Here is a 24,221-nt window from a genome sequence, read left to right as displayed (position 1 = left end):
TCAGAAACTTAATTTATTGCTCCAATATGCAAACCGAAGTTATTCAATCTCAACCCTCGACAAATCCTTTTTCAGCTTTGACTCAATTTTGGGAAAATGTCAAAGCGATCACTGAACCTTACTGGTATCCAAGTAAGTCAGGGGGAAGAGCATTTTCAGATGTGATGCGTTCCTGGGGAATGCTCATTCTCTTATTATTATTAATAATTGCGCTGGTAAGTCTCAATGTATTTACTAATTTCCTCAATCGCTATTTAGTAGATGTTATCATTGTCGAACAGAATGTTAGTAATTTTTTTAAAGCTATATTGGTTTATAGTGTAGCTCTTGTATTCGTAACACTTTTGGTAGGTGTTTCTAAATTACTCAGAAAACAAATTGCCCTTGATTGGTATCAATGGCTAAATAATCACACATTATCAAAATATTTAGGCAATCAAGCATATTATAAAATCAATTTTCAAGCTGATATTGATAATCCAGACCAACGTATAGCTCAAGAAATTGAACCGATTACGAGAAATGCTTTAACTTTTTCCGCTACTTTTCTGGAAAAAATACTGGAGCTTATAGCATTTTTAATCATCCTGTGGACTATCTCTCAGAAAGTGGCGATTATTTTGTTTGTTTACACAATTGTCGGGAATGTAATCAGCACTTACTTGACAGGAGAGTTAAATAAAATTAATCAGGAAGAAATACAATCCAAGGGTGATTATAGTTATGCTCTAACTCATGTTCGTAATCATTCTGAATCAATAGCTTTTTTTAGAGGAGAGAAACAAGAATCAAATATTATTGGGAAAAGATTTAATCATTTCATCCAAATTTATCAACGGAAGATTAAGTGGGAAAGAAATATAGATATTTTTAATCGAGGATACCAGGGCGTAATCGAAATTTTTCCCTTTTTAATCCTTGGTCCTTTATATATGAGGGGTGACTTGGGATTTGGAGAAATTAGCCAAGCTTCTTTAACAGCTTATCTGTTTTCTCTTTCTCTATCAGAATTAATCAATGAATTTGGCATTTCGGGACAGTTTTCTAGTTATATTGAAAGGCTGGCTGAGTTTTCCTCTGCGGTAGAAGCAGTAGCTAAACAATCAGAAAATGTTAATACCATCACAACAGTAGAAGATAATCATATCAGCTTTGAGAATGTAACTTTACAAACTCCCAATTATGAAAGGGTAATTGTTGAAGATTTATCACTTTCTGTAAAACCAGGAGAAGGTTTATTAATTGTTGGTCCGAGTGGTAGAGGTAAAAGTTCTTTATTGAGGGCGATCGCTGGTTTGTGGAATGCAGGAACAGGTCGTTTAGTCCGGCCTCCTTTAGAAGAAGTGTTATTTTTACCTCAACGTCCTTACATTATTTTAGGAACTTTGCGGGAACAGTTGCTTTATCCACATACAGAACGAATAGTTAGCGATCGCGCACTCACAGAAGTTTTAAAACAAGTTAATCTGGATAGTTTATTGAGTCGAGTAAATGGTTTTGATACTGAAGTTCCCTGGGAAAATATATTATCTTTAGGAGAACAACAACGTCTAGCATTTGCCAGATTGTTAGTTACTCAACCTGGTTTCACGATTTTAGATGAAGCTACCAGTGCTTTAGATTTAAAGAATGAAGGTAATTTATATCAACAATTACGAGAAGCAAAAACAACATTTATCAGTGTCGGACATCGAGAAAGCTTATTTGATTATCATCAATGGGTTTTAGAACTTTCTCAAGATTCTAGTTGGCAACTTTTGACTGTGCAGGATTATCAACGTCAGAAATTAAAATCATCTGTCATCAGTGTGGCTGAGAAAGCTGAAATTACAATAGATAATTTTGCCAATAATCAATCTCCTAATTCACCAGAAACAGCAATACAAGAAATAGCCAACCTAGCAAACCAAGTAAGTTTTATTACCGGACTTTCTCATCAACAAATGCAGAAATTAACAGATTATTCACTGGGGACTGTGAGAACTAAAGCTAGTAAAGGTCAAACTGTTACAACTCAAGATGGTTCTACCTACAGCTATAATAAAGACCCCAATGTTTTGAAATGGGTGAAAGTTTAGGGTGAGACAAACTACAATGTTTTTGTTTTTGGGTTGTAGATTTTGTGAGGATACTTATTTTCAAAATAGGTAATAGCAACTTCACCCAATGCTTTAACTGCGGCCGCTCCCATTGCTGGTTGAACCACTGAGCCAATACCAGGAATCAACCCTGCTATAATACTGCCCATATTAAACAGAAATTGTCCACCACCTACGCCTATAATTGCTGCGGCCATTGCTCCAGCACCACTAGCAGGTATCAAATTCACATCATAAATTTGAGCAATGCGAGTGACTACAACACCCTGTACACTAGCTAAACTGGTTTGAAAGGCGATCGCACCAAGAGGAGAAATTCCTCCAGTGAGTCCTGCTGTTGCTCCTGCTCCCATCATTAACCAAAGTTCATCTCTAGCTTGCTCACAACAATATTTATTCATAGAAGATGCAATGTAATAAAAAAGATTTTTTGTATAATTAGGGTTTCATCCCTTCCATTTATGATATTCAGAATTTTTTAGACAAAATCTATCCAAGGATATTGAGGCGAAAGTAGCGAAGCTGCTATAAGCCACCTTTCCTTACGCTTCCACTCGACCTGCTTTCATCAGAATAATTTGGTCAGCGCGACGCAACACAGAAGGACGATGAGACACAACTAAACAAGTTGGTGTCCAAGGATTTTCTTCAGTTTTATTAGTAAATATCCGCGACCATAATGTTAATGTAATGCAAGTCTTAGGTAGAGAAGCCCAGGGTTCAGGCTGCATCTACTTTACAGGTGGAGCTAGCGCCCTACTAATTGGATGGCGCAACTCCACAGTTGATGTCCATCTTCGTCTAGACCCTGAACCACCAGGTATTTTTCAAGCAATTGCCAAGCTCAAACAAGAATTGAACTTTAAACTAAAATTTAGTTAGATCACCCTGATTTCTCACCAACATTCTCAAACCCTTATAAAATCTGGATTATGGAGTTTCACACTACATCAAAAGTCAACCCCGTAAAAAATGCCTGAAACCGATTCTCTATCCGGGTTATACAAATTGCGATTACATTATTCGTGAGAAATACGGGAGCAAAGGTTTCAGGCTTAATAGCTTTTTCTGTACAGTTGAGCCTAAAATTTCGTCAGGAGAAATATCAAAATGGTTCGGTCTATTGCGGCCAAGGATGTGACGCTAGGGGAATTAAAGCAAAATTTTGGCATTCAAATCGTTCAAGATGCTACTTTTTTTCCTGAGTGGTTGGATGGGCTTGAGGCTTTGAACAAAGAAGAGCAACATTTATTAGATCGGGTGAAGGCTAATTTTTTAGAATTGATGGATGATCCCCCAATGCTAGAAAATACGGTGAAGATGGTGGTACTTGCGCCCTTGTTAGATTTAGCTGGTTTTTATCATAAGCCATTTAGGATTGAAACAGAAACGAGTTTGGCTTTAGAAATGGAGGATGAAGGAACGATTATTCGGGGGCGGATTGATGTTTTGGTGTTAAAAAATCGGCTTTGGTTGTTGGTAATTGAATCAAAACGGAGTGATTTTGCGGTGACACGCGCAATTCCTCAAGCTTTGGCTTATATGTTGGGTAATGAGGAAACTGTGCTACCAACCTTTGGTATGATTACCAATGGTAATGAGTTTTTATTTTTAAAGGTATTGAAACATGAATATGCTAATTCGCGGCTGTTTTCTTTGGTAAATCCTGATAATGAGCTTTATAGTGTATTACAGGTATTGAAGCGTTTGGGAATGGAGGCGATCGCGTTCAGCGCGACATAGGAATATTCTGGACAATTTAGGACGGTTTTTGACCTGTTGGTTGTTTAAATGGGAGCAAATCTGGAACGACAAAGAAGCTATAAATCAGGTAAATCAAGAACTTGGTAATTGGAATGACCGTGTTTTGCAAATATCACAATTAACTGTATAAAAACTATGACATAGTTTCTGATTCCAAATCTAACCTGACATCTTCTTCATATAAATTTATGGAAGCATCCATAATGGGATTATCTGGTATTCCTGCTTTTAAATCATGAAACTTAATATTTAGGACTTACGCAAAAACTCTCTGAAATCCTCTTCCCTTCGTGTCCTTCGTTCCTTCTCCCAAAGGGAGAGGCTAGCGCCAACGTGGTTCCTTTCTCCGTTGCTTGTGCGTAAGTCCTAATATTGATATCTTCTCCTTTTTCGAGACAGCATAACTGAATACTTTAAATATTTTGCGTATTTTGACAGCAAATCAAATATGGAAACCTCACCCCCACCCCCTCTCCTTGTGAAGGAGAGGAATCAAATATGGAAACCTCACCCCCACCCCCTCTCCTTGTGAAGGCTATCGTGTACACACAAGTCTTATCAAGTTGCCTAACAGCGTTTCGATCCCCCCTAACCCCCCTTTATAAGGGGGGAACTAGAATCAAAGTCCCCCTTTTTAAGGGGGATTTAGGGGGATCAGATCACTTGTGTGTACACCGTAGCCTTGTGAAGGAGAGGGGAGATCAAGAGTTAGATATCAAGCCCCGGCGAATGGAATATTGCTACCGCAACGCCAAGGACGAACGCGGCTACACAAACACAGCCCACCTGCGTGGGCTAAATTCTTAAATGTCACAGCAAAATTTTGATAACTGTTAACTGATTATGCCATGACCATGCCACCATCAACGTTAAAGACTTGTCCGGTGATATAAGCAGCAGCAGGATCGGCGGCTAGGAAGCGCACCATGCCGGCTATTTCTTCTGGTTGACCGTAGCGACCGAGGGGGATATATTTTAATATATCTTCGGTGTTGCTGAGACTGCTGGTCATGTCTGTAGCGATGAAACCAGGGGCGACGGCGTTGACTGTGATTCCACGCGAGGCTAGTTCTTTGGCGACGGTTTTTGTAAAGCCGATGACTCCGGCTTTGGCGGCGCTGTAGTTGGCTTGACCTGGATTTCCCATTTGTCCGGCGACGGAGGCAATATTTATAATTCTTCCTGAACGTTGTTTGAGCATGATTTTACTGACTGCTCTTGTACATAAGAATACACCTGTTAAATTAAGGTCTATTACGGCTTGCCAATCTTCTGGTTTCATGCGTAATAGGAGGGTGTCGCGGGTAATTCCGGCGTTATTGACTAAGATATCAATGCGCTTGAATTTTTCCATGACGGTGCTAATTAGTGTATCTACTTGCTGGGCTTGGGATACGTCTGCTTGTAATGCGATCGCCTGTCCTCCATCTGCAATAATGTCTGCAACTACACTCTCAGCAGCACCGCTATAATTAGCATAATTAACTATTATAGTCGCTCCTTGGGTTGCTAATTCAAGAGCGATCGCCCGGCCAATTCCCCGTGAAGCACCTGTAATAATTGCAACTTGCCCCTGTAAAAGTTTCATAAATTAATCCTGTTGCTTTTTAAATAACCGCGCTAATTATCTTATGGTGATTTGTGCCTATAATCTCACGATTTTAGACATCTACCTTGGGGAAGAGTCGGAAATTGAGCAACAATAAAAACAAAATGATGTTACAGCGATTCTCTGAGCTACGCATTACCATTGAAAGCAATCAATAAAAATTTGGTGTGTGTCACATGGCTACAAAAAAACAATTCAACAGTTTTGAAGAGATGTTATCAGGTTCTGATGTCCCTGTGTTGGTAGATTTTTATGCTGATTGGTGTGGTCCTTGTCAGATGATAGTGCCAATTTTAGAGCAAGTTAACGCCCAATTACAAAATAGTGTGCGGATTGTCAAAATTGACACAGAAAAGTATTCCGCCCTAGCAAGTCAGTACCAAATTAATGCTTTACCGACATTGGTACTATTTAAACAGGGTCAGCCAGTAGAGAAAATTGAGGGAGTTATGCAAGCAGAACAATTGGTGCAACATCTCAAAAATTTCCTTTAAGGAATATTAAGCATAGAGACGCGAAATTTTGCGTCTCTAGATATGAAAAAATATTAATTTTTAGGAATTTCATCTTAGGAATAATTTATCACTTTAAAGTAAAAGATAGATTGGTTACATTTGTTCTGTGCTAGTGACTTTATAGTTAAAGTATTATATAGGACTCCTATTTGATTTCTGTTGGCGTAGCCTGCGCTTTGCGCTTACAACTCAAAAAGCTGTTTCCCACGGACCACGGACCACCTACGCAAGTAAGTATGGCTACGCCACGCAAGCTATCAAAAATCAAAGCGGATTACTATAACATTCTGAAATTATGGGCGAGAAATGAGCATCTCGGTTGAAAATACCGGGATTCTGGCTGGGTGTATTTGAGCCTTTGCTCTGAATACTCTATGATTTCTGTAATTCATCCTGGTAAAGGTGTGTTTTTTCTTACTGTCATGTATCGTGTATACGCAACTTAAATGTAAATTTGCATAACAGAGAAGCATTAATCATTATGAAAATTGGGTAAATCTCCCCATATAAAAACGGGGGCTTTTACCCTACCGGGAACAGCGATCTATTTAGGAAAATAGAAATGTAGGATGGGCTTTAATCCCAAGCAGCAACTATGGAATATTTGTATTACCTGGCAAATGCCAGTTTAACTCTGAGAATTGTACAACATCTGCACGCCAGACCTCAGATGCCCGTTTCTTTCGTCACCGTGATTCATCAAATTGATGGCTGGGTTGTGAGGATAAAATTCACAGAACAACTTTCGCCCCAAGAGGATGGGGACTTTCGGGCTTTTCTGAATGAATTAGGAATTAGTTATGCGCCACCGATGCGGGTGCAAATGGCTCTTTGGAGTTTGGAAGCAGGACAAAGCCCTGTAGACGTAATGCGTCGCTACCAAGTTGCGATCGTTTCTCATGGTAATCCAGAGAGAGAAGAAATTGAAGCATTCCGCCAACAATTCGTGCGAGGACTGGGTTACTGTCCAGAAACACTGGCGTAATCTCTGACATGATCAGCCATCAACAGAGTCAAAAGCTGCTGGTAGATATTCTTGCAGATAAAATTGGTATCCATCTGCTGATAAGCTAGCTAAAGGTTCTGGAGTCAATGTCAGCCCAGGACGCTGTTTTGATATTCGCTGACAGTAGACAATAGCAACATCAAAGCGACATGGGTAATCAGCTTTTTCAGGATATTCAGCTAAAAATATTGTCGCCGTCCGCTCAATTTTTGCTTGCTTTTGTCGTGTGATGGCACATTTACCCCCTAGATCCCAATTTCTTTGACTACGGGTTTTCACTTCCACAAATGCTACTTGGGGTAATTGGTGAACACAGAGATTTTTTTCCCGAAGCTGGGCGATAATGTCGATTTCTCCCCAACGACTGAAAAAGCGACGATGCAAAATCTCCCAGCCTGTAGAATGTAACCATTGTGCTACGAGGTCTTCTCCTAATTCACCAATATCGGGATAATGAGAGGGAGGAGGGTTCGCCATTGGTTAAAAATATGATGAATACTAGATTAAATAATCGAATTGGAGCCAGTATACTCAGTGTATTGCTTTGGGTAGTAGTTGGCATCACAACAATTGTCGGCTATACGCCCACAGCTTTAGCCCTGGAATATAATAAGGAGATTTTGGTAGAGGCTGATTTTTCTGGACGTGATTTAACAGACTCTAGTTTTACTAAAGCTAATCTCCGCCAAAGTGACTTTAACCATGCTAATTTGCGCGGTGTCAGCTTTTTTGCCGCAAATTTAGAATCGGCAAATTTAGAAAGTGCTGATTTGTCTTTCGCTACTTTAGATTCAGCGCGACTGATTAAAGCTAATTTGACAAACGCGATTTTAGAAGGTGCGTTTGCTTCTAACGCTCGGTTTGATGGTGCAATTATTGATGGAGCCGATTTTACTGATATTCTGCTGCGTCAGGATGAGGAAAAAAAATTGTGTCAACTGGCTAAGGGTACTAATCCTGTGACTGGGCGAAATACCAGGGATACGTTATTTTGTCCGTAGTTTAGATGGTGGGTTACGGCGCAAAATTGGACATCTTCATCTATGATCTCGTGCGCCTAACCCACCCTACACCGACTGGGCGAAATACCAGGGATACGTTATTTTGTCCCTAGGGAAAGATTCTCTCTATGCTGATCATGGGATTTTCAAAAGTTAAAACTTGATGGCTCTGTGATATGAGATCATTAGAGCATCAAATATGTCACAAGACGATTCATGCAATTTTAAGAAAATGGCACAAGATCAGAAGTCAACAGTCGTAATCACGGGCGCTTCCTCTGGGGTGGGTTTGCAAGCCGCGAGAGCGCTTTCCCAAAAGGGGTGGTATGTTGTGATGGCCTGTCGGAATTTATCGAAGGCGGAAAATGCTGCTAAATCTCTGGGGATGGAGCCGGATAGCTACACAGTCATGCATATTGACTTAGGCTCTTTGGAGAGTGTGCGGCAATTTGTGAAGGATTTTAGAGCCAGTGGTAAGTCCTTGGATGCTTTGGTGTGCAATGCGGCTATTTATATGCCTTTAATCAAGGAACCATTGCGAAGCCCTGAAGGATATGAGTTGAGTGTGGCGACAAATCACCTTGGTCATTTCCTGCTGTGTAACCTGCTTTTGGAAGATTTGAAAAATTCACCTTCTTCTGAGCCGAGGTTGGTGATTTTGGGAACTGTGACGCACAATCCCAAGGAGTTGGGCGGGAAGATTCCACCACGTCCAGATTTGGGCGATTTGCAGGGTTTTGCGGCAGGTTTTAAAGAACCGATCGCTATGATAGATGGTAAGAAGTTTGAACCTGTGAAGGCTTATAAGGATAGTAAGGTGTGTAATGTGTTGACTATGAGGGAGCTACATCGGCGCTATCATGAGTCACACGGTATCACTTTTAGCTCTCTTTATCCTGGTTGTGTGGCAACAACGGCTTTGTTTAGAAATCATTATCCTTTGTTTCAGAAGATTTTCCCTCTTTTCCAAAGGTATATTACTGGGGGTTTTGTGACTGAGGAAGAATCAGGCGATCGCGTGGCGGAAGTTGTCAGCGATCCTCAATATAATCAATCTGGTGCTTATTGGAGTTGGGGAAATCGACAAAAGAAAAATGGTAAGTCGTTTCTACAAGAGGTTTCTAATGAAGCCAGTGATGATGATAAGGCTGAACGGATGTGGGAGTTAAGCGCTAAGTTGGTGGGATTGGCTTAATACTTTTGCTAAGTTGAACCACAGATATAGACACATAGTGGCTTGCCGTAGGCTACACCGATTAACACCGATAATTTAATTTGGAATTTGGAATTTTTTATCGGTGTTTTTTTGTTGTTTACAGGGATTCCCCATTTTAAATTAATGAGTAAATTTATCCGTAAATTGTGATTTTACTAAGTAGTCACTTATAATCTGTGTAGTTTAAGCCTTGCTTCTTAAAGGTTATGGAATTTAATTGACTACTATTGGTTCTTATCAGGTAAAAGTTCAAATTGAATCGACGGTTGAGGAAACAGCTTTTCTTTCCTTCGCTACAATAGAAGATATGCCCACTGATTGGGATTTTGATTGGTTAAGCCTATGGCAAAATACTAGTTTTGAGTGTCAAAATATCATCAAACTGGTTTATGAAGGTGAAGTATGGGGATTAGTGCGATATGGTCTTTATCCTTACCCTGGATTTCCCAAGTACCTAGAAATTGAACATATAGAAGCCCATCCGACAAGTCGAGGTGAGGTCGCTGAAAGGTTTATAGAACCAATCGGTAAATGGTTAATCTGGTATGCAATAAAAGTTGGATTGAAATCTTGTCAAACAGAACCAGACGATCCGCTAGTAATCCTGTCAGCCGTAGAAAAAGCTGTGGCATACTACAGAGATAAGGTTGAGATGGAATATGTTGGGGTTGCACCGAGCGCTCCTGGAGAAGATTTATATGGTTTCAGATTCTCACGAAAAGCAGCAGCAGTCTTCTGTCAGCGACAAGAACGCGAATGGGGAGTACCACAACTATTTGACTAGCAGTGAAATCAAAGCAGGTTCAAAAGTTGTTATGACTCACGCCGAAAGGCAAGCTTTTATGAAAACATCTCCTTTAGGACAACTATTTGGAGTGTCACATTTACTCCCTGAAGTTGAAGATTTAACGAGCAGCAACCATGCTTCAACAGATAAAGCAACAGTAGTAAATACATTATCTGACAACGAACAGACGTTTAACTATGAGATGTTAGAGCCTTGCACAAGAGGTCGTGGTAAGTGGTTGAAAAAACCCTTATCTTGGAGACAACTGTACTTGCAGTTCTCCTCTTAATTCCTGATCTATCTTCTGGGAAATACCTGGGATAAATCCAAAACTAAATCAGGAAAAACGGGTAAATTAACTGTTTCGTTAGGCAAGAAAATTAACTTGCGGCGATAACCAAATTTTTCTTGTAAACCTTGATAAGGTTCACTATAACACTCTAGATAATTATCTACTAAATTAAATATCCAATAATTATTAATACCTGCTTTTGCATAAAGCGGTAATTTTATCTCTTGGTCATATTTTAAAGAGGAATCAGCAACCTCAATTACCAGCAATACATCAGATGGCTGAGGATGAGCAGAAAGATAATTATCATCAACATTACGCACAATGGCTAAATCTGGTTCAGGTTCACTGTGTTCGGAGATGATAATTGGTTGTTGACCTCGTACTAAAGCACTGTCTGCTACAAGCTTGATTAACTCCCTAAATAAAAGTGTTTCACAAACAGAGTGCGGTGTACCTTTAGCAACCATCTGGACTATTTCTCCATCAATTAGTTCAACTCGGTCATCCTCCGCAAAGAAGCCGAGTTCTGCCATCCGGTGATATTCATCTATGGTGAAGCGTTTAGCATTAGTTAGGCTCATAACAGCTAAGGCATACAGGGTTATTTTTATCTTAATATATTGGCAATGGATTAATATTAATTAATTAAATTAAAGTAAGTCTGTAATGGAAAATTGGCGTTGACGATCTAGTTCTTGCAGGCGCATTTTTTCATGGTAGAAAGATTGATAATAAGATTGCCATTTTTCTGGTTCGGCTTGGGAATCGGTTTTTTCCCACAGTTCTAAAAAGTAACGATAGCGCTTTTCTATTAATACTCTCTCCATACAAGCAACAGCAGCTTGAACGGCTTGGGGTGTCCGTAGTATTTCTTTTTGGCTTTTCTCGTTCAGATGAAATAAGTGGGAAATTGATGCTATTTCTTCTGATAATTCTAAATATCTATCTTGCAAACTTGATACAAAGTCTACTTCTTCCCCCGTTGACCCTAAAATCTTCTGCCACAATAATCGATGGTGGGAAAGGCTAAATTCTAAATTTCGTTCTTCTAAGGTGTTAAAAATAATTTGACGCTGTTCGGGACAGTGCAAATAAATTCGTAATAGTAAGGCTTCTGCTAATTCTAAAAGACTTTTATCCCCTGGGATTGGGGATTGGGTGAATTTCTTTTTACTGGATAAAGGTTTATTTCTTGTGGCGGTAGTTGGTGCAATTTGAGTTAATAGATTTTCTACTCGCAGGGGTATGAGTCTCGCATCACCTAAGCTGAGGATTTCGGCACAGTAAGAAACGTAATAATTTCGGGTGTCGCTGTTATCTATATTTTTCAGTAATTTTACAACCTGCTGACTAACTTGCTGAAAGTCTGTAGCTTGTTTTAAATCGCGATTTTGAATAATTTGCTCAATTTGCCAATTCAGCCACAGTGGGGCGTTTGCTAGCAGTTGTTCATAGTCGAATGGTGTATGAGTGTACAAATATTCATCAGCATCTTTACCATCAGGGATATTGAGAATTTTGAGTTGGACTTCGCCTTTATATGCTAGTGTGGCAATTTCTCCAATGGCTCTTTCTGCGGCGATATTACCTGCTTTGTCAGCATCAAAGTTGAGGACTAATTGTTTCGATTCGGTGTAGCGTAAGATTAATCTGACTTGTTCAATGCTTAAAGCTGTACCTAGAGAAGCCACAGCGTTATTAATACCCGCAGCATGAAGGGCGATCGCATCAAAATAGCCTTCTACCACTACGGCTTGATCCAGTTGAGAAATTCCGTCTTTGGCTATATCCAGGGCGAATAGAGTTTTCCCCTTACTAAAAAGTTCGGTTTCTGGTGAATTTAAATACTTTGGTTGCTCCTCAGATAGAGTTCTTCCACCAAAAGCAATTACCCGTCCTTGGATATCGCGGATGGGAATCATCAGGCGATCGCGAAACACATCATAATAACCGCCTCCCTCCTTCCTGGGCTTAATTAACCCGGCTTTTTCCACCAACTGCACTGGGTAACGTTTATCCTCCACCAGATAGCGATGTAGAGTTTCCCAACCTGCGGGTGCATAACCTAAACCAAACTGCTGAATAGTTTCCTCCTTCAGTTGGCGCTCAGATTGCAAATACTGATACGCTTTTTGTCCTTGGCTTTGTCTAAGGGCGTGTTGATAAAACTGTCCGGTAGAAGCCAGAACCTCATATAACTGTTCACGTAAAGAAATTTGACGCTGTAATTCTTGGCGTTGTTCTGGTGCGAGAGTTTGTACAGGGACTTGATAACGTCGGGCTAAATCTAACACCACCTCTGCAAAAGAGTGTTTTCCCAAGTCCATTAAAAATTTAATGGCATTTCCCCCAGCTTGACAACCGAAACAATAGTACATTTGCTTGGTTTGACTGACTGTGAAACTGGGAGTTTTCTCATCATGGAAGGGACACAAACCCACAAAATCTTTACCACGCTTGCGTAAAACTACGTGGTCTGAAACAACATCAACAATATCAGCACGTTGTTTAATTTCCTCAATTGTGTCTGGGTGCAAGCGGGGAATTTGCATTCTCGTCATAACTGCTATGAGACTACCCACTGATAGGTATTATATTCTTGTTGCCAAGTCAACAATCATGTATAAAATTGCTTCAACTTAATTTTTAGAGGAAATACTGAAGATGGGACGTATTTTTATTTCAGCAGCTCACGGGGGTAGAGAAGCCGGAGGGATTGATCCAGGCTCCATCGCAGGTGGTACCAGTGAAGCCAGAGAAATGATTTTGCTGCGGGATTTGATTGTAACAGAATTACGGGCGCGCAGTTTTGATGTTTTAGCAGTTCCCGATGACCTCAGCGCCGCCGAAACTATTACTTGGATTAATTCCCGTGGGTTGCGGGTGGATGTCTCCCTAGAAATTCATGCTGATACGGCTAGCAGTCCTACTGTGCGCGGTGCGGGTGTCTACTACATCGCCAACAACCAGGAGCGTAAAACTAATGCCGAATTGCTCTTAATGGGGCTTTTGCGCCGTGTAACTCAGTTACCAAATCGGGGAGTTAAGCCAGATACAGATAGCGGGTTGGGAAGTTTGGCATTTTGTCGCCAAATCACCATTCCTTCTTTATTAATGCAGGTAGGCTTTCTGAGTAGTCCAGAAGATCGCTTTTTGCTGCAAAATCGTCGCCGTGATTTTGCTGTGGGAATTGCCGATGGTCTCGCATCTTGGAGTCGGGTAATTGACCCCACTTCTGTAACTCCTGTTGAACCAACTTATCCAGCTATTAATATTAACATTAATGGGCAGAAATATGGTGAGCAAGGCATATTAGTTAATGGTAATTCTTACATTCCTATTGATTTAGTAGATCAGCTACGGATTGATGTATCACAATTACCGAATATCAACCGGATTAGTTATCGAAAAATAGTTTATATGAAAGCTGTGGATTTGAGAAGTTTTAATGTTTCTATCGGTTGGGATGGCGCAACTCGGACAGTTAATTTACGCTCAAATTTATTAGTTTGTGTGGATCAACTTGATCGGATTATGTCACGGGGAAATACATCTGAAGTAGAGTTACAATTATTTCTGAGAAACAACAATGAAAATGCTTTGCTCAATTTCTCTGATATACCTAAATTGTATCGAGAAGAAGGTAACGCCGAAGGTGTTAACTATGATATTGCTTTTTGCCAAATGTGTTTAGAAACTGGATTTTTACGCTTTGGTGGGGATGTCAGACCTGAGCAAAATAACCTCGCTGGTTTAGGTTCTATTGGTGGTGGTGCTGAACCTGCATCTTTTTCTAGTGCAAGAATTGGTGTGAGAGCGCATATTCAACATTTAAAAGCTTACGCTAGTTTAGAACCTTTAGTAAACGAAGTTGTAGACCCACGATTTCGGTTTGTCACCCGTGGAATTGCACCATCAATTTATCAACTTGCGGGGCGCTGGTCTGTTGATTTAGACTATGGTACAAAAATCTTAGCACTGATGAAACGATTGTATGAGTCAGCAAAACTTTTGTAATTTGTCATGAGCTAATTAAATGTTGAACAGTCCAATCTCGGACTACGTGGTAAACTTCATCAGCTACCTCGTCTAGTCCATGATTGGCATGAGGATAAAGAATTAGGCTATCAGCTGTGGAATCGTTTGCGGGGTGTAGAAAATCCCGAACACTTGGGAGAACCTAGCGAGAGCTAAAATTTTCCCAGAGATTCGCTATAGAATCAAATTTTTGACTTTTGACTTTTGACTTTTGACTTCCGCCTTGCGGCGTTAGGCTGTTTTGAAAAAACGGATAATTTCACGGACATGATCGAGAAATTGTCCATCGGTGGAAAGTTGAGCGATGGGCAAAGCCCCGCCTCCGGCGATCGCACTTCTGGCTTCTCTAGCTAAACGTTCATGTTCGACTTGATTTGTGGCGCGTAATTCTGCTAAACTAGCATTTAAGCTGGCTAAATCTGTGCGCGTTTGTTCAGTAAAGCGCTGTTGAGTTGCGGGTAATGAATAATCGAGTTGGGGATTGAGTTGTTCTTCTAAACGTTTAACTGTGTCCTCTAGGGCATAAAAACGATTGCGGAGTTCCATCACATCCTCACGGGGATATTGGAATTCTTGGCGAATCATCCTCAGACGTGCATATAAATATTCGTAGGCGCGGATAGCTGGACGCAGGATGGTTAATAATAAAGCCGCACCAGAACTGATATATCCCACAGCGCTGATACCAGTAGCGGCGAGAGTATAAAGCCCCACGGCTGAAAATAAGTGTAAAGCAATGGCTACCCAGAGCGATCGCTTGGCTAAAACTCTGACATAATTAACTTGTTTATCATCTACAGGAATTTGTTTTTCCCTAGATTGTGCGGCTTCGGCTAAAACTTCCTTAGCTTGAAAATGTACATTCCAAGGTACAGTCACAATCACTAATAACCACCAAAAACTAGCCCCAGCAATTACCCAGTCAAGGAAGCTACCCGCAGAGATTTGGAACCATTGCAACCCGCCAAAACCCAGAAGTACAGCCAGTACAATTAGTACGATAGAATTGATAAAAAAACTGAAATTCATTTTGCTGAATCTCCGGTAAAACGATTACCTCGATCATGACTATGCCTATGAGTTTCTACGGTAAAGCTTATGATAGTTTTTGGAGTTGCACAACACCTTAAAGGATTAAATAGCTACGCCAAGTTTTTGGAGTATCTTTGCTATCCTGTGCCGGAACTAGCAAGCGCCAACTTTTACCTTCTTGCTGAATTTGCAGATAAACTTGAAAAGGTTGTTGCAGTTGTTTCAACTGTCTTTTGGGGAGATTTAAAATTAAATCGTAGGTTCCCCGCACCCGAAATGCTGGTAAACTTTCAATAGTCAGGGGTTGTTCCTGGAGAATTTTTAAGCCTTTGATGTCAAAACCTTGAAAATCCAGATTTAGTTTTTGGTGAAGTTGCTGCTGAGTTTGCTGTACCTGGAGTGCGATCGCCTTTTGGACTAACTGAGTCGTTGGTAGTAGTCCAATACTTCCACACCCCGTCAGAAACACCAGTAAAATCAACGTTACCAAAAACCGCACCATGTTAAATTCACATACAATCCGCTAGCGATAGTATACAACACAATCGCAGTTTTTTGTCAAACAAAACTCCGCGTCCCTCTGCGTTAAAAAACCCTATGGTCTCATCGCCCTACCAGCAAACAGATTCTGAAACACATTTCGCCGTAGCTGCGGTGATTCTGGAGTAATAGAACCCCATAAACTTTCCCAATAAAAAAACGAAACACCGGGAAAAGAGCGATCGCGAACAGTTTGAACCTGTTGTTTAATTTGAGTAATACTCACAGGAGTCTTAGAAGTTCCCGTCAATATTCCAATACCTACAGGAATGCGAGACCGAGCAAACCTCACAGATGGTTGTTCTAACTCCGTCATAAAACTACTTTGATTATTGCGATATACTTGCAATATCAACTCATCAACCAAACCTTTTCTCACCCAAGTTTCCCAGTCTTGCAAATAGTATTTATAGGAAAAACTTTGTGAATTTGGCGACAGAGATATTATAGCATCAGGTTTAATAGCTTTCACACTTTGATAGATTTCTGCCATAAAATCAGTGATCTTGTTAGCGCGCCAACGCATCCAGCTAGGATTAAAAGGATCACTGGGAGGACTTTGACCTTGATGTTCTTGGCGATAAAGATCAACAGTGAAAGCATCATAACCAAATTTTACAGGCATTCCAAAGTGGTCATCCAACTGAATACCATCCACATCATAATAACTCACAACTTCCACAATTAGCGCCAAGATAAACTCCCGAACCCCCGGATGTAGAGGATTTAGCCAAGCTTGCTGATGCGCTGAGTTATCATTAACTTCTTCCAAAGGAACTTCAGTGCTAGATTTTATCCCTTCTTGTCCCATTGTGAGCCAACCTGGATAACGTTGGGCTAATTGCGAATTAGGGGGTGTCATAAAACCGTATTCAAACCAGGGAATGACACTTAAACCTTGAGGTTTAGCAAGTTGTATGATCTTTTTTAAAACATCCTGTCCACCGTGCATTAAATTAACTATAGGGTCAGCATCTGAACCCGTGACAATTTTAGCTATACTACTCTTATAAAAAGTATTGCCTCGATTCCAAACCACAGGATAAATCGTATTAAAGTTAAGTGCAGATAACTGGTTAACAGCGCGATTAATTCCCCAAGGTAAAAATAAGACACCACTAGCAACATTAGTCAACCAAACGCCCCTAATTTCTGTTGTAGTAGGTAAGTTTTTTTGCTGTTGAAAAGCTGGACGCGAAGGAAAAGAAACTATTATTAAGTATAACATTAAACCCAAGCACAGCAAGTAAATAAAACCACGTTTAGGCAACAAATTCATTTATGGGCTTAACTTTCTTTCAGAGCAATACTTGTCCCTACAAAATAAACGAGCATTCCTCCGGAATGTATAGAGATATCATCATATATGAATTAAAAACCCAATATATTCAAGAAATCGGGTTAGAAAAGTTGTGCAATTGTACCCCATAAAATACAGAAAATTTGATGTAGATGAGCTACAGATTTATCTGTATTTGTCTGTGTTCATCTGTGTTCATCTGTGGTCGATTATTCCGTGATTTGAACCTCGCATGAATACTTATAATAAAACTTATTTTTGTAGATTGGGTTGCAATACTACTCGGTTAAGCAAATTCGTGAGCCGAAAACCTTTGTAGAGACGTTCCATGGAACGTCTCTACATTCCTTAACCGAAAAGTATTGGATTGGGTTGAGCAGCGCGTATAAAGCGAAAGTTCGGCTTTACGCGTAGCGTCCCGGAGGTATAACCGAAAGCTGTCGGGGATGTTGGGTTTGGCAAAGCTTCAACCCAAGCTACTTTTTGTTAAAATTGTTCCACCCCTGCAAACTGCTTCATACTCACAGCATTTGCAGCTTCACCACAAGTACGAGGAGTGGGGAAAATCTTATCAGGATTTGCTAAACCCTGGGGATTAAAAACTTGGCGTATCCATTGCATACTTTCCAAATCAGCAGGACTAAACATATCAGGCATATAGCATTTTTTATCAGCACCAATGCCATGTTCACCAGAAATACTACCACCTACTTTAACACAAAGCTTGAGAATTTCCCCGCCAACTTCCTCAACTTTTTCTAACGCGCCCGGTACAGCATTATCAAATAGAATTAACGGGTGAAGATTACCATCACCAGCGTGAAACACATTGGCAATTTTATAACCAAACTTTTGACTTAACGCCTCAATTTCCTGTAAAACATAAGTTAATTGAGTGCGAGGAATTACACCATCCTGAACATAATAATCCGGGCTTAAATGTCCAGCCGCAGCGAAAGCCGCCTTACGACCTTTCCAAAGTTTTAACCGAGTTTCTAAGTCACTTGCAGAAGTTACATTCCGCGCGCCATTTTTTTTGCAAATTTCCGCAACACGTTGTTTATTTACTTCAACTTCCACATCCAAACCATCGATTTCTACTAATAAAATTGCCGTAGCATCACGAGGATAACAATTTGTCGCCACAACATCCTCAACAGCATTGATGCTAATGTTGTCCATCATTTCCATACCACCGGGAATAATTCCGGCGCTGATAATATCAGAAACAGTTGCCGCAGCCGCTTCCACACTGGTAAAATCTGCTAATAAAACACAAATTGATTCTGCACTTTTAAGGATTCGCAGAGTAATTTCTGTAGCGATACCTAAAGTACCTTCAGAACCCACAAATACACCTGTTAAATCATAACCAGGCATTTCCGGTACTTGTCCGCCTAAATCTAAAATTTCCCCGCTAGGTGTGACAATTTTTAACCCTAAAACGTGGTTAGTAGTCACACCGTATTTTAAGCAATGCACCCCCCCAGAGTTTTCGGCAACATTACCCCCAATTGAGCAAATAATTTGGCTAGAAGGGTCTGGTGCATAATAAAATCCCGCACCGCTAACGGTTTGCGTTACCCAGCTATTAATGACTCCTGGCTGTACCACAATACGCTGATTATCTAAATCAACATTGAGAATTTGCCGCATTAAGGAAGTGACAATCAAAACCGAATCTTCTGAAGGTAAAGCACCACCAGATAAACCAGTCCCAGAACCACGGGCGATAAAGGTGACAGAGTATTTATTGCATATCTTCACCAGTTCGGCAATTTGTTCTGTAGTTCTGGGTAAAACGACCACAGCAGGGCGTTGACGATAACTGGTTAAGCCATCGCACTCATAGGTAATGAGTTCTTCTCGCCGTTGCACTACACCATTTTTACCAACTACAGCCTCAAATGCTTTAATAATAGGTTTCCAGTTGTATTGCTTTTTCTCTTGGATAAGCATAGTTTTTTATAGTTAGAGGTAGATATATCACCATTGTGACAAGAATTGCGCTTTTGGGGAAGGCATGGCTACGCTTACCGCAGCAGCATCACAAATCAATTAACCTAGAAATAACGCTCTCAAATAGTGGATAAAATTATGGTTGAGCAAATTCTGATTAATACAGATGATTTTTATGTGCCAGATGCCAACCAGCTAGTTACCGAAGATGATACACCTGTGGATAATTTCGCATCTGAAAAACAACAACGCCTTTTGGTTGGCTCTCTTTACAGTTCTTTACAAAACCAGACTTTTTTAGCAGCTGCTAATGTGGGTGTTTACTACACAGACCTTCAGCCCCCCATTGTACCCGATATTTTTCTGAGCTTAGATGCCCAAGTTCCCGAAAAGTGGTGGGAAAAAAACAATCGTTGTTATATGGTTTGGCGTTTTGGAAAACCTCCAGAAGTGGTGATGGAAATTGTTTCTAATAAAGAGGGTGATGAATTAGGCAAAAAGTTAGAAATTTATGAGCAAATGCGGGCAAGTTACTATATTGTCTATGACCCAAATCAGCAATTAGGAGAACAAGTAATCCGGGTTTATGAACTCAGAGGAAGGCGTTATTTTGATACTTCAGAAACTTGGTTAGAACAAGTAGGTTTAGGTTTAACTTTGTGGTCAGGCGCATTTGAAGGGAGACAAGATAATTGGTTACGCTGGTGCTACCAAGATGGAACTATTTTACCTACTGGAGATGAACGGGCTGAACAAGAAAAGCAAAGGGCTGAACAAGCCGAACAACGCGCCCAATTACTAGCAGAAAGACTCAGGGCTATGGGTATAGATCCTGATAGTCTTTAGAGGCTTTGTAGAGATGTTTGATAAAATGTCTCTACACATTGTTGATAAACTCTTGTACTCGTCGCCAAACGTTATCTAATAAATCCGGATCATCTGCATCAAACCACTCAATTTGGGGAGATGATTTAAACCAAGTACGTTGGCGTTTGGCAAATTGGCGCGTATGTAAAACAGTTAATTCTTTTGCTGAATCTAAAGAAATTTCACCTGCTAAATATTGCCTGATTTCTTGATATCCTAAAGTATTTAATAAAGGTAAATCAGCACCGTATTTTTGACAAAGATATTCTACTTCAGCTACTAAACCATCGGCGAGCATTTGTTCTGTGCGGTTGTGAATACGTAGCCTGATTTTTTCGACTTCGCAATCTAAACCTATTTGCAAAATGGGATAATCTGGGGGGTTTTCTCCTTGCTGCTGGGAAATTGGGCGACCTGTAATGTAAAATACTTCTAATGCTCGTAATGTCCGCACATTATCATGAGGATGAATTTTCTGGGCGGCGATCGCATCTACTTGCTGCAATATCCCATATAGCGTCGTTTGTCCTAAAGATTGCAGTTGCGATCGCAATTCCTGATCTGGTGCAACCCTAGGAATTTTCATCCCTTGCACAATCGAGCGTATGTATAAACCTGTACCACCGACCAACAACAATGGCGCACCAGGAAGCTCCGTAATTAGCCTTTGTGCTTGTTCCTGATAATCTGCTACCGTCATGATGTCTGTGGGATTGCAGATATCTATTAAATAATGTGGGACTAATTTTCGCTCTGCTAATGTTGGTTTAGCCGTACCAATATCAAATTCCCGATACACTTGACGAGAATCAGCACTAAGAATCACAGAATTTAACCGCATAGCCAAATTCAAAGCCAAGCCTGATTTACCAGTCGCCGTCGCCCCACAAATTACAATCAATTTAGTCATTAGTCATTAGTCATTTGTCATTGGTCATTGGTCATTTGTCATTAGTCATTTGTCATTAGTCATTAGTCATTAGTCATTTGTCATTAGTCATTTGTCATTTGTCATTAGTCATTTGTCATTTGTCATTAGTCATTTGTCAACACTTCCCATTGTGATAGAATCTTAAAGCTTTTATCTAATTTTTGCTGCTGTGCAGTTTTAGCCCAGGCATTAAGTTAATTTTTATGACAAGCATTTGATTTTAACTTCACTTTGGTTATCTTTCAGCAGTCATCTCAGTAATTATAAATTTTGAGGCAATAAATTCAAAAAACTTATAGGGTTACATCCCCTATATAAACTTCTCATAAAATTGCTCTACAGTCGCCAGTAACCCTTTTGTGTTACAATTTTGGTGTGTTTTGACTTTTTTGTTTTTGGGCGACTTTAAACCCACGCATCAGGAGAATTTTCATGACGAGCAGTTACAGTGCCGATCAGATTCAAGTTCTGGAAGGTCTGGAAGCCGTCCGCAAACGGCCAGGGATGTACATCGGTACTACCGGGCCGCGAGGACTCCACCATTTAGTCTATGAGGTGGTAGATAACTCTATTGATGAAGCTTTGGCGGGTCACTGTACCCACATAGAAGTGGATATCAATGCTGATGGTTCGGTGACTGTCACAGATGACGGTCGGGGTATTCCTACCGATACTCACTCACGCACCGGGAAATCGGCTTTAGAAACCGTGTTAACCGTACTACACGCCGGTGGTAAGTTTGGCGGTGGTGGCTATAAGGTTTCAGGAGGATTACACGGGGTCGGTCTTTCCGTGGTTAACGCCCTCTCAGATGTGCTGGAAGTAACCGTTTGGCGAGATAATAAGGTTCATGTCCAGCGCTATGAACGCGGTGTACCAGTTACTGAACTGCAAGCCAAGCCTGATAAAGAGGGCAAAACGGGAACTTCTATCAATTTCAAGCCAGATAGCCAAATTTTTATCAATAGCGTTGAGTTTGATTACATCACTATCGCGGGTCGTCTGCGGGAGTTGGCTTATCTGAATGCAGGTGTCAAAATTATCTTTGGCGACCACCGTTTAGAACTGCTGAAAAGCGATACCCCCAGGATAGAAACCTACGAATATAAGGGTGGGATTAAAGAATATATCGCTTACATGAACCGCGATAAGCAACCACTGCACGAAGAAATTATTTATGTGCATGGGGAACGCAATAATGTACAAGTGGAAGTTTCTTTACAATGGTGTACTGACGCTTACACAGACAACGTGCTGGGTTTTGCTAATAATATTCGCACCATTGATGGTGGTACTCACCTCGAAGGTTTGAAGGCGGTTCTGACTCGGACTTTAAATGCGATCGCTCGCAAACGCAATAAAATTAAAGAGAATGAATCTAACCTCAGTGGCGAACACGTCCGGGAAGGTTTAACAGCAGTAATTTCCGTTAAAGTCCCAGATCCTGAATTTGAAGGACAAACCAAAACCAAACTCGGTAATACTGAAGTTCGCGGTATTGTTGATTCCTTAGTGGGAGAAGTTCTTAGTGAGTATTTAGAATTTCATCCGGGTATCGCCGACTCGATTTTAGATAAAGCTATTCAAGCGTTTAAAGCCGCAGAAGCAGCTCGTCATGCGCGGGAGTTAGTCCGACGCAAATCTGTACTAGAATCTTCACCATTACCCGGTAAGTTAGCAGATTGCAGTTCTCGTGATCCTAGCGAGTCAGAAATCTTTATTGTGGAAGGTGACTCTGCGGGTGGAAGTGCGAAACAAGGACGCGATCGCCGCACTCAAGCTATTCTCCCCCTGCGTGGTAAAATTCTCAACATCGAGAAAACAGACGACGCTAAAATCTACAAAAATAACGAAGTCCAATCTTTAATTACAGCCCTTGGTTTAGGCGTGAAAGGAGACGAATTCGACTCCACCCAACTACGCTATCACCGCATCGTGATTATGACTGACGCGGACGTAGATGGCGCGCATATTCGCACACTGTTGTTAACTTTCTTCTATAGATATCAGCGCGCACTGATTGAACAGGGTTTCATATATATTGCTTGTCCTCCACTATTCAAAGTAGAACGAGGAAAGAATCATGAATACTGCTATAGTGAACGTGAATTGCAACAGTATTTGGGGACACTTCCCAGCAACGCCAACTACAACATTCAACGCTTCAAAGGTTTGGGGGAAATGATGCCTCAACAACTCTGGGATACTACTATGAACCCAGAATCTCGGAAAATGAAGCAAGTAGAAATTGAAGATGCTGCCGAAGCTGATCGTATTTTTACCATTTTAATGGGCGATCGCGTTGCACCCAGACGCGAATTCATCGAAACCTATGGTTCTAAACTCAATTTCACAGATTTAGATATCTAAGCATCAAGCAAATAAGCATTCATCTAAAATCAGTCAACAACACACAGAAATTGAACTTCGTCAAACTCTCTCCCCTCTCCTTGCTAAGGAGAGGGGTTGGGGGTGAGGTTCTGTCTTTTAGGGACTTCCAAGAAATAAATTACCCAAATAAACGAACCACAGAGACACAGAGAACACAGAGTCATGAGAGTTTGAGAGGTTTCTTGCGTTAGGTGGTTGGGTGTTTTTTTATTTGGAAGTCCCTTATCTGAGATAGAAATTTGAGCAAGTCCTAAGTTGACAATTTCATAGACAAAACTATACTTATATTGACAAAAATCAATATATATTTTAGGAAAAAATCAACTACTTGATATATAATACGGTGATATCAAGTATTGAATTGAGACTATTGCCGACGCGAAAACCAAGCAATGATGGTGGTAGTCTTTTTCAGAAACTTAATTGGAACACAATCGCGTCTGGCTAAGGCGTGAAAGTCTACTGAGGGATAACTGCTCCCATGCTCCCGTTGAAGTAGAAAGTAAAGTCTAGTTTTGTCTAGGTTTTATATAGCAGGATGGTACACAGGAATTGAACCTAGTCAAACTCTCCCCTCTCCTTGCTTTCGCATAGCGTCTCCCCTCTCCTTCTCCCAAAGGGAGACGCTACGCGAAAGCAAGGAGAGGGGTTGGGGGTGAGGTTCTGTCTTTTATTTGGTATGGAAATTTGAGGATGATAGTTTACTTCTTGTGAAAGATGAACTTTGCCAAAATATGAAGTTAGTGACCTGATAAAACTACTCGCCCAAATCGCCTCAAACGCTGATTCAGCAGGGACTGAGTAAAAATTTAATTCAACCTAGATATTCAATTGACCCTGTTTACTAAAGTTTACAGCTAAATTTCAGTGT

At 40.6% G+C, this 24,221-nt stretch carries 22 protein-coding genes; 11 read left to right on the top strand and 11 right to left on the bottom strand.

Features of this window, described 5'->3' with window-relative positions:
* The first annotated feature begins 26 nt into the window (after nucleotides 1–26).
* Nucleotides 27–2,078: an ABC transporter ATP-binding protein/permease gene (locus tag NSP_RS21640; protein WP_017804415.1), complete on the top strand. Its 2,052-nt coding sequence runs from the start codon at nucleotides 27–29 to the stop codon at nucleotides 2,076–2,078.
* An 11-nt stretch (nucleotides 2,079–2,089) separates the two neighbouring features.
* On the opposite strand, the gene NSP_RS21635 is transcribed toward NSP_RS21640, so the two are convergent.
* Both NSP_RS21635 and NSP_RS24585 read right to left on the bottom strand, forming a co-directional pair.
* Complete coding sequence (locus NSP_RS21635) at nucleotides 2,090–2,500, bottom strand: hypothetical protein (RefSeq protein ID WP_006199329.1); 411 nt, start codon at nucleotides 2,498–2,500, stop codon at nucleotides 2,090–2,092.
* Between the two features lie 141 nt (nucleotides 2,501–2,641).
* The gene (locus NSP_RS24585) at nucleotides 2,642–2,830 is read right to left on the bottom strand and encodes a hypothetical protein (RefSeq protein ID WP_006199328.1); all 189 of its coding nucleotides are present in this window, start codon (nucleotides 2,828–2,830) and stop codon (nucleotides 2,642–2,644) included.
* A 379-nt stretch (nucleotides 2,831–3,209) separates the two neighbouring features.
* On the opposite strand from NSP_RS24585, the gene NSP_RS21625 reads away from it, so the two are divergent.
* The gene (locus NSP_RS21625) at nucleotides 3,210–3,842 is read left to right on the top strand and encodes a type I restriction enzyme HsdR N-terminal domain-containing protein (RefSeq protein ID WP_006197880.1); all 633 of its coding nucleotides are present in this window, start codon (nucleotides 3,210–3,212) and stop codon (nucleotides 3,840–3,842) included.
* Nucleotides 3,843–4,704: 862 nt separating this feature from the next.
* Here NSP_RS21625 and fabG read toward each other — a convergent pair.
* Complete coding sequence (fabG, locus tag NSP_RS21620) at nucleotides 4,705–5,451, bottom strand: 3-oxoacyl-[acyl-carrier-protein] reductase (protein ID WP_006197878.1); 747 nt, start codon at nucleotides 5,449–5,451, stop codon at nucleotides 4,705–4,707.
* 197 nt (nucleotides 5,452–5,648) lie between these two features.
* On the opposite strand from fabG, the gene trxA reads away from it, so the two are divergent.
* Both trxA and NSP_RS21610 read left to right on the top strand, forming a co-directional pair.
* Nucleotides 5,649–5,966 carry a thioredoxin gene (trxA, locus tag NSP_RS21615; protein ID WP_006197877.1) on the top strand — a complete coding sequence of 106 codons (318 nt, stop codon included), beginning with the start codon at nucleotides 5,649–5,651 and terminating at the stop codon, nucleotides 5,964–5,966.
* A gap of 616 nt (nucleotides 5,967–6,582) precedes the next feature.
* Nucleotides 6,583–6,972, top strand: a complete 390-nt coding sequence (locus NSP_RS21610; RefSeq protein WP_006197876.1) for a hypothetical protein — start codon at nucleotides 6,583–6,585, stop codon at nucleotides 6,970–6,972.
* A 12-nt stretch (nucleotides 6,973–6,984) separates the two neighbouring features.
* Here NSP_RS21610 and NSP_RS21605 read toward each other — a convergent pair whose 3' ends face one another.
* Entirely contained in the window at nucleotides 6,985–7,470 is a 486-nt protein-coding gene (locus NSP_RS21605; RefSeq protein WP_006197875.1) for a YraN family protein, read from the bottom strand.
* A gap of 14 nt (nucleotides 7,471–7,484) precedes the next feature.
* Here NSP_RS21605 and NSP_RS21600 point away from each other — a divergent pair, with 14 nt between their 5' ends.
* From NSP_RS21600 to NSP_RS21585, 4 genes are all read left to right on the top strand, one after another.
* Complete coding sequence (locus tag NSP_RS21600) at nucleotides 7,485–7,994, top strand: pentapeptide repeat-containing protein (RefSeq protein ID WP_017804413.1); 510 nt, start codon at nucleotides 7,485–7,487, stop codon at nucleotides 7,992–7,994.
* 232 nt (nucleotides 7,995–8,226) lie between these two features.
* A complete protein-coding gene (locus NSP_RS21595) occupies nucleotides 8,227–9,189 on the top strand; it encodes a protochlorophyllide reductase (protein ID WP_006197873.1) in 963 nt (320 codons plus the stop codon).
* 238 nt (nucleotides 9,190–9,427) lie between these two features.
* Complete coding sequence (locus NSP_RS21590; RefSeq protein WP_006197872.1) at nucleotides 9,428–9,994, top strand: hypothetical protein; 567 nt, start codon at nucleotides 9,428–9,430, stop codon at nucleotides 9,992–9,994.
* Between the two features lie 31 nt (nucleotides 9,995–10,025).
* The gene (locus NSP_RS21585; protein ID WP_231859506.1) at nucleotides 10,026–10,286 is read left to right on the top strand and encodes a protochlorophyllide oxidoreductase; all 261 of its coding nucleotides are present in this window, start codon (nucleotides 10,026–10,028) and stop codon (nucleotides 10,284–10,286) included.
* Between the two features lie 8 nt (nucleotides 10,287–10,294).
* On the opposite strand, the gene NSP_RS21580 is transcribed toward NSP_RS21585, so the two are convergent.
* Both NSP_RS21580 and dnaG read right to left on the bottom strand, forming a co-directional pair.
* Nucleotides 10,295–10,873 (bottom strand): Uma2 family endonuclease, encoded by a 579-nt coding sequence (locus NSP_RS21580; protein ID WP_006197870.1) that lies wholly within the window; start codon nucleotides 10,871–10,873, stop codon nucleotides 10,295–10,297.
* A gap of 69 nt (nucleotides 10,874–10,942) precedes the next feature.
* Entirely contained in the window at nucleotides 10,943–12,844 is a 1,902-nt protein-coding gene (dnaG, locus tag NSP_RS21575) for a DNA primase (protein ID WP_006197869.1), read from the bottom strand.
* Nucleotides 12,845–12,956: 112 nt separating this feature from the next.
* Between dnaG and tftA the strand changes: the two genes are divergently transcribed.
* Entirely contained in the window at nucleotides 12,957–14,309 is a 1,353-nt protein-coding gene (tftA, locus tag NSP_RS21570; RefSeq protein ID WP_006197868.1) for a hormogonium tapered terminus morphoprotein TftA, read from the top strand.
* A gap of 252 nt (nucleotides 14,310–14,561) precedes the next feature.
* Here the strand turns inward: tftA and NSP_RS21565 are convergent, their stop codons facing one another.
* The 4 genes from NSP_RS21565 to glcD form a co-directional block, all read right to left on the bottom strand.
* A complete protein-coding gene (locus NSP_RS21565; RefSeq protein WP_006197867.1) occupies nucleotides 14,562–15,359 on the bottom strand; it encodes a hypothetical protein in 798 nt (265 codons plus the stop codon).
* Between the two features lie 97 nt (nucleotides 15,360–15,456).
* The gene (locus NSP_RS21560) at nucleotides 15,457–15,864 is read right to left on the bottom strand and encodes a hypothetical protein (protein WP_006197866.1); all 408 of its coding nucleotides are present in this window, start codon (nucleotides 15,862–15,864) and stop codon (nucleotides 15,457–15,459) included.
* A 93-nt stretch (nucleotides 15,865–15,957) separates the two neighbouring features.
* Complete coding sequence (locus tag NSP_RS21555; RefSeq protein WP_006197865.1) at nucleotides 15,958–17,181, bottom strand: glycoside hydrolase family 10-like protein; 1,224 nt, start codon at nucleotides 17,179–17,181, stop codon at nucleotides 15,958–15,960.
* Between the two features lie 507 nt (nucleotides 17,182–17,688).
* Nucleotides 17,689–19,161 (bottom strand): glycolate oxidase subunit GlcD, encoded by a 1,473-nt coding sequence (gene glcD / locus NSP_RS21550; RefSeq protein ID WP_006197864.1) that lies wholly within the window; start codon nucleotides 19,159–19,161, stop codon nucleotides 17,689–17,691.
* Nucleotides 19,162–19,299: 138 nt separating this feature from the next.
* Here glcD and NSP_RS21545 point away from each other — a divergent pair, with 138 nt between their 5' ends.
* Nucleotides 19,300–20,007, top strand: coding sequence for a Uma2 family endonuclease (locus NSP_RS21545; RefSeq protein ID WP_006197863.1), 708 nt, complete (start codon nucleotides 19,300–19,302; stop codon nucleotides 20,005–20,007).
* Between the two features lie 31 nt (nucleotides 20,008–20,038).
* Here NSP_RS21545 and miaA read toward each other — a convergent pair whose 3' ends face one another.
* Nucleotides 20,039–20,938, bottom strand: coding sequence for a tRNA (adenosine(37)-N6)-dimethylallyltransferase MiaA (gene miaA, locus NSP_RS21540; RefSeq protein WP_006197862.1), 900 nt, complete (start codon nucleotides 20,936–20,938; stop codon nucleotides 20,039–20,041).
* Nucleotides 20,939–21,391: 453 nt separating this feature from the next.
* On the opposite strand from miaA, the gene gyrB reads away from it, so the two are divergent.
* A complete protein-coding gene (gene gyrB / locus NSP_RS21535; RefSeq protein ID WP_006197861.1) occupies nucleotides 21,392–23,329 on the top strand; it encodes a DNA topoisomerase (ATP-hydrolyzing) subunit B in 1,938 nt (645 codons plus the stop codon).
* Nucleotides 23,330–24,221 lie beyond the last annotated feature (892 nt).

Origin of the sequence: Nodularia spumigena CCY9414, from assembly GCF_000340565.2 — a bacterium.
Classification (GTDB): domain Bacteria; phylum Cyanobacteriota; class Cyanobacteriia; order Cyanobacteriales; family Nostocaceae; genus Nodularia; species Nodularia spumigena.
This window is presented reverse-complemented; position numbering and strand designations above follow the sequence as displayed.